A 6,716-nucleotide genomic window follows, 5' to 3' on the forward strand; every position below is an offset into this window, starting at 1 on the left:
TCTAACCCTCAATCGCTGCCATCAGCTCCATGCGATTATTGGTGGTGTTGGACTCACCTCCACAGAGCTTTTTTTCGACTTCGCCATAGCGCAATAAAGCCCCCCAACCACCAGGCCCCGGATTTCCCTTACAGGCCCCGTCAGTAAACAATTCAATTTGCTTCACACTTTCCTCAATCAGTTTGTTTCTCTGTGAGCGCTAGCGCTCGGTTGAGCCGGTTGCCGGTTTCTTTTTGGACGCTGTGCCCATCGTTGCTTTTACCGATGTATCTATGGTTTCGCCACTACGACGGCAACCGGATTGATTACCTGCCGGCTCTGGCATTCGAGGCGTGGGCTTCCCAATCACCAGGCCGGCCACCGGATTAAAGTTACTCCAGACTGGCTTAATCGGTGTCATTGACACCCTGTCTTTTCGTGCCAATAAAATATAATACCCGCCAAACGGAAGTCTCATGGACTGGCAGAGCCGCTCCCAAAAACCGAATCGTTCCAACAACCCTGCATGGTTAACCGGCAGTCGGTAAAAGCCACGCTTTACCTCAACAGGCTCACAATCGAGCAGGCGCAGCCAGTCTTTAATCCGGCTGGGGCGTAACGAGCTGCGGCGCCAGAAACTTCCTGCCCCAAACCATTGAGCCAGCAGTTTATAGCCACCCTGCAGGCTCCAGGGATGAAAGCCTACAATTATCAGGTGACCCCTCGCAATCAACACCCGATTCGCTTCGCGGAGGATTTGGTGAGGGTTGGTGGCGTACTCAAGCACATGATGGAGAATCACCACATCAATGGATTCTTCAGGCAAGGGTAATGACTCAAAATCACACAGCGCACCACAATCAAATTTTGTCTGAGGAGCCAGCCGGAATCGATGATTAATCCTGCTACCTGTGCTCAATCCCACCTGATCGAAGCAGCTCATCTCAAGCAGGTGATAACCGAATAGCTCGCTGAGCAATTCATCCATCTGCTCATGTTGCTGGTTGAAGATGGCATTTCCCAGGGCTGACTTTTCCCACCCTTGCAGCGCTTCCATGGTCTCATTTAATGAACGAGTGCCATGACGCTTATTGGCCCAGTGCATGATTTTGGTAAAAACGTTCATTGAGCCCAATTTAACTCCTTCACCAGTCCGGATTTATGAGTATCAGTAGGCGCCATACTGACGGTCACTGAACAAAATTCAACCAGACGCTTGTGCATTCGCAGGCACCTTTCGGTATTATGCCGATATACACACAAAAGCTCTACGAGACCATATGTTAAAGATTATTCCTGTCCCCGCCTTTACCGATAATTACCTCTGGCTGCTTCATTTGGAAGGTAGCAATCAAGCTTATGTTGTCGATCCTGGAGATGCAGCTCCTATTGAAGAGGCTCTTAAGCAACATGGGCTGGAATTGGCAGGCATTATGGTGACTCACCATCACGGGGATCACACAGGAGGAATTAAAAAGCTTACAGAGAATCGCTCTATACCCGTCTATGGCCCAGATTCACCTAACATCTCCACCATCACCCTCCCACTCAAAGAAGGCGATAGCCTCTCGATTGGGGGCAATACAGAATTTAAGGTATTCGAAGTCCCTGGGCATACCCTTGACCACATTGCTTATCATTCACCGGCTGATGCCGCTCTGTTTTGCGGTGATACGCTGTTTGCCGCTGGTTGTGGCAGGATGTTTGAAGGGGAACCTCGACAAATGCAGGCCTCATTAGCCAAGTTGGCCAGTTTACCCAAAGAAACCGAGGTCTATTGTGCTCACGAGTACACTTTGGCCAATCTTAAGTTCGCTCAGGCCGTCGAGCCTGACAATGAAACGCTTCAAGCCCGCGTAAAACAGGCCGAACAAGTCCGGGCTTCTGGAGGATTTACTGTTCCATCCGTTCTCGGCATGGAACTTGATACTAACCCCTTTCTACGAGTTCATACCCCCTCTGTGATAGAATCCGCAAATCGTCAGGAACCCAATGAAGTCAATGAACCCTGGCAGGTGTTTGCAGTCTTAAGACGCTGGAAAGATAATTTTTGATTATTAGCCGACCCGCTTCTAATGCCCTCAGGGCGCAAAAAAGCTGATGAATTATTGACCAGCAGCACCCGCGCCCGTAAAATCCTTCCTTTTTGATCCTTAATCGAATGAAAACAGTGTCTCCTTATGCATAATAAAAGCCATATAACGCTGATTGTGTCTGCCCTATCAGTGGGTCTCAGCTTAGTAGGTTGCAGCCAGCTCACACCGACCAAAAGCCTCACATCAGAGTCCAGTGGCGCCTCTTTCGAGACACAGCCTGCCGCAAGTGATCCTCTTTATAGCGAGAATAAAAGCTCGGTAAATGCAGAGCTAGTCGATAATGGCTTACCTGCTCTGGATAATGCTGACCTCTGGGATCGAATGCGAGACGGCTATCAACTCGACGAGATCAATAACAGCCGTATCGACACCTATATCCAACGCTACAAGAAACACCCACACTATGTAGAACGGGTAGCCGAGCGCGGTAATAGCTACCTGTACTACATCGTCAGCGAATTGGAAGCGAGGGACATGCCCCTCGAATTGGCTCTTCTGCCCATTGTAGAAAGCGCCTTTGATCCTTTTGCCTATTCCCACGGCCGGGCCTCCGGAATCTGGCAGTTTATCCCCAGTACCGGACGTCATTTCGGGCTCAAGCAAAACTGGTGGTATGACGGCCGCCGCGATGTTGTAGCCTCTACCGATGCCGCTCTGACTTACCTATCACAACTCAGCAAGCGATTTGACGGTGACTGGCTTTTGGCTCTGGCCGCCTACAATGCCGGTGGGGGCAATGTAAATAAAGCCATCCGCGCGAACAAACGCAAAGGCAAGCCAACCGATTTCTGGTCGCTGGATCTGCCGAAGGAAACCAAACACTACGTTCCCAAGCTTATTGCTCTCAGTAAAGTGATTATGACTCCTGAGCAATATGGCGTCACATTGGCACCGATCCATAATCAGGCTTTCTTTGAAGCTGTGGACACCAGTTCCCAGATAGACCTTGCGCAGGCAGCTCAGCTGGCAGACGTCACCCTGGACGATCTTTACAGCCTAAATGCTGGGTTCAATCGCTGGGCCACAGATCCCAAAGGCCCTCACCGCTTGCTAGTTCCTGTTGATAAGGCCGAGTCATTCCGCGAAGCGTTGAGTCAGTTGCCTCGGGAGTCTCGTGTCGGCTGGGAACGCTATAAAGTAAGATCCGGAGATTCCTTGCTCGCCATCGCCAAACGCTTCAACACCACGGTCGATGTCATCCGCGAGCACAATAACATTCGTGGAAATCTGATTCGCAAAGGTCAGATGGTGCTGATTCCACAATCGAGCCTACCCCCTGAGCAATACGCACACAGTGAAGCCCAACGTGTGAAGCGCATCCAGGCCAACTCTAAAGGTAAGAACGGTACTCGCAAGGTGGCCTACTCCGTTCGCAGTGGTGATTCTCTATGGAGTATCGCCAAACGCTACGGGGTCAGTGTTGGCAAATTAGCTCAATGGAATGCCATGGCTCCGAAAGACACACTGAAAGCCAATCAAAAGCTGGTGATCTGGACCCCGAGCAGTCAAGCAAGCAATACGGCCGCTACAGGCGTGGGATCACGTGACAATTCCGTAATTCGAAAAGTCGCCTATCGTGTTCGCAACGGCGACTCTCTGGCTCGTATTGCAGGCAAGTTTCACCTCTCGGTGAATGATATTATTAGCTGGAACCCCATCAAAAGACCGAATTACTTAAAACCGGGTCAGTCTTTAACGCTTTTTGTCGATGTGACCCGCACGAACTGAGCACCAGAGCGGCATAATCCACACCGAACAACGCCTTTAAAAAGCCTCCTACGGGAGGCTTTTTTGTACCTATAAGCAACGTTTTACGCAATCTGCTGCATACGAAGCACGCGCTGGACAGCTCTACAGCGACCTTCCAATATTCTAATCAGTTCGTTTAATGCTTCATTGGAATTTGGGATAAAAGTCCGTAATCTATGGTCTAAACGAGCAGTCATCCCAATGACGTTAACCTTGGTCAATTATCACGAGTCCTGGACACATCATGCCCAAACACGGATTTTGCAGCTGCACCAATCCCTTGAAACAGATTACACATTTACTTTTACTTCTGACGATCTGTATCGCGCCACTCATCAGTAGCCAAATCGCGTCAGCCTCAGAGGCTACCGCCTCTGAGATTATTAAAAGTCACGCCATTGCCATGCATGGTCAACCGAAATACGGACCAGATTTTACCCGTTTTGATTACACGTCACCCGACGCTGTCAAAGGCGGAAAAATAAAGCTGCACAGCGTAGGCACTTTTGACTCTCTCAATCCATTTGTTGCCAAAGGCAATCCAGCAGACAGGCTTGGTCTGGTTTATGACACGCTGACTACCAGCTCAGACGACGAGCCATTCACTCAATATGGTTTACTGGCTAAGACCATTGAATACCCGAAAGACAGATCCTGGGTCATTTATCATCTTGATCCCGATGCGCGCTTTAATGACGGCAGTAAAGTCACCGCCGAAGATGTCGACTTCAGTTTTAAACTGTTGATGGAAAAAGGTAATCCCTTTTACGGTTACTACTATGCCGATGTGATCAACTCGGAAGTCCTGAATGAGTCGAGCATCAAATTTACCTTCAAGGAAGGCTCCAGTCCTGAAACCCTCCTTATCACAGGTCAACTGCCCGTTTTTCCCAAACATTTCTGGAAAGGCAAAGACTTCGAACACTCTGCACTACTAAAACCTTTAGGCAGTGGCCCCTATAAAGTCAGCAAAGTGGATCCCGGTCGCTCAATTACCTATGAACGTGTCCAAGACTATTGGGGAATTAACAAGCCGACACAGAAAGGTCTCTACAACTTCGACACGATTATTGTCGATTATTACCGTGATGACACCGTCGCCCTTGAAGCCTTTAAAGCCGGTGAATACGACTACCGTTACGAACGCGTGGCCAAACTGTGGGCCACCGCCTATGAAGGCCAGGCAATCGCTGATGGCCGAATCATTAAAAAAGAGGTGCAACACCACAACCCTTCCGGTATGCAGGCCTATGTGTTTAATCTTCGCAACCCGATCTTCCAAAACAAAACCCTTCGCCAAGCGATAGGCATGGCCTTTGATTTTGAATGGACCAATAAAAACCTGTTTTACGGCGCTTACAAACGCACTAACAGCTATTTTGAAAACTCTGAGCTGGCCTCTTCCGGGCTACCATCAAAAGCTGAGTTAAAGTTACTTGAACCTTATCGAGATCAGTTGCCTAAAAGTGTCTTTACTGAGGATTATCAATCACCTGTGTCCAAAGGTGATAAACATAATCGTAAAAACCTGAGAGCGGCCAAAAAACTGCTGGACTCCGCAGGCTACAAGGTCGTCAACGGACAACTGATGACACCTGACGGCAAACAACCTGTCAGCTTTGAAATTTTACTCTACGATTCGGCGTTTGAACGTATTGCCAATCCCTTTGTTCAGAACCTGAAAAAGTTGGGCATTAACGCCAAGGTCAGTAAGGTAGACACCTCTCAATACATTAATCGTCGGCGTGATTTCGACTTCGATATGATCAGCCACGTTTTTGGGCAATCTTTAAGCCCTGGCAATGAACAGCGTGACTTTTGGTCTTCGCATGCAGCGGAAACTCCAGGAAGTCGTAATATCACAGGAATTGCCAATCCAGTTGTGGACGCCCTTGTCGACGAGGTAATTGCAGCACAAACCCGCGAAGATTTAGTGACAGCCACCCACGCTCTGGACAGAGTTCTGCTGAATATGCACTACGTCATTCCTCAGTGGTATTCCAGCTCTCACCGACTGGCATACTGGGATCACTACTTTCAACCAGACATCAGTCCAGAATACGACATAGGTTATGGAACCGGACTGATGACCTGGTGGGCAAAACCCGCAGATACTAAGAAATAGACGGTCGAAATATGGCTACCTATATTCTGCGCCGTTTGCTGCTAATGATCCCTACACTGCTGGGGGTTTTGGTGATTAACTTTCTGATTATTCAGTCCGCCCCAGGCGGACCAGTGGAACAAATGATCTTCCAGCTGGAAAGCCACGAAGGCAGCTCAACGCTGAGTAGCGGCGCTGGAGACACCATGTCTTCAGGTGGTTCTCAATACCGGGGATCTCAAGGCCTCCCTCCTGAGGTCATAGCCAAGATTGAGGCCATGTACGGTTTTGACAAACCCCCTCTTCAACGCTTCTGGGATATGCTCGTCAACTACGCTCAATTTGACTTTGGCGACAGTTTTTTTCGTGACGCCAGTGTTATCAGCCTGATCAAAGAAAAAATGCCTGTTTCCATCTCTCTGGGACTGTGGAGCACGCTAATCATCTATCTGATTTCTATTCCACTGGGCATTAAAAAAGCCGTCAGCCATGGTTCCCGCTTTGACATTTGGAGCAGTGCCGCAATCATTGTTGGCTACGCTATCCCCGGCTTTCTGTTTGCCATTATCCTGATTGTGTTGTTTGCTGGCGGCAGTTACTGGGATGTCTTTCCTTTGCGTGGATTAACGTCCTCCAACTTTGACGCCTTGTCATGGACAGATAAAATCATCGATTACTTCTGGCATTTGGCGCTCCCTCTGCTCGCTTACACCATAGGCGGCTTTGCCACGCTGACCATGCTTACGAAAAACTCCTTTTTGGATGAGATCAACAAGCAGTACGTGCAA

General features: G+C 49.0%; 5 protein-coding genes and 1 pseudogene. 4 read left to right on the plus strand and 2 right to left on the minus strand.

Annotated elements, in window-relative coordinates; all coding sequences use genetic code 11:
* Positions 1 to 4: 4 nt before the first annotated feature.
* Both ACTG33_RS15300 and ACTG33_RS15305 read right to left on the minus strand, forming a co-directional pair.
* Positions 5 to 166, minus strand: a pseudogene (locus ACTG33_RS15300) (RNase H family protein); the annotation flags it as partial.
* A gap of 33 nt (positions 167 to 199) precedes the next feature.
* Positions 200 to 1,105: a class I SAM-dependent methyltransferase gene (locus tag ACTG33_RS15305; protein ID WP_439136091.1), complete on the minus strand. Its 906-nt coding sequence runs from the start codon at positions 1,103 to 1,105 to the stop codon at positions 200 to 202.
* Positions 1,106 to 1,259: 154 nt separating this feature from the next.
* Between ACTG33_RS15305 and gloB the strand changes: the two genes are divergently transcribed.
* The 4 genes from gloB to ACTG33_RS15325 form a co-directional block, all read left to right on the plus strand.
* The gene (gloB, locus tag ACTG33_RS15310; protein WP_439136092.1) at positions 1,260 to 2,033 is read left to right on the plus strand and encodes a hydroxyacylglutathione hydrolase; all 774 of its coding nucleotides are present in this window, start codon (positions 1,260 to 1,262) and stop codon (positions 2,031 to 2,033) included.
* 126 nt (positions 2,034 to 2,159) lie between these two features.
* Positions 2,160 to 3,803, plus strand: a complete 1,644-nt coding sequence (locus ACTG33_RS15315; protein WP_439136093.1) for a LysM peptidoglycan-binding domain-containing protein — start codon at positions 2,160 to 2,162, stop codon at positions 3,801 to 3,803.
* 265 nt (positions 3,804 to 4,068) lie between these two features.
* Positions 4,069 to 5,949: an extracellular solute-binding protein gene (locus ACTG33_RS15320; RefSeq protein WP_439136094.1), complete on the plus strand. Its 1,881-nt coding sequence runs from the start codon at positions 4,069 to 4,071 to the stop codon at positions 5,947 to 5,949.
* Between the two features lie 11 nt (positions 5,950 to 5,960).
* Positions 5,961 to 6,716: ABC transporter permease subunit (locus ACTG33_RS15325; RefSeq protein WP_439136095.1), on the plus strand; the 756-nt coding region annotated here is incomplete at its 3' end.

The sequence above is a fragment of the Pseudomaricurvus sp. genome (genome assembly GCF_965662505.1).
Lineage (GTDB): Bacteria > Pseudomonadota > Gammaproteobacteria > Pseudomonadales > Cellvibrionaceae > Pseudomaricurvus.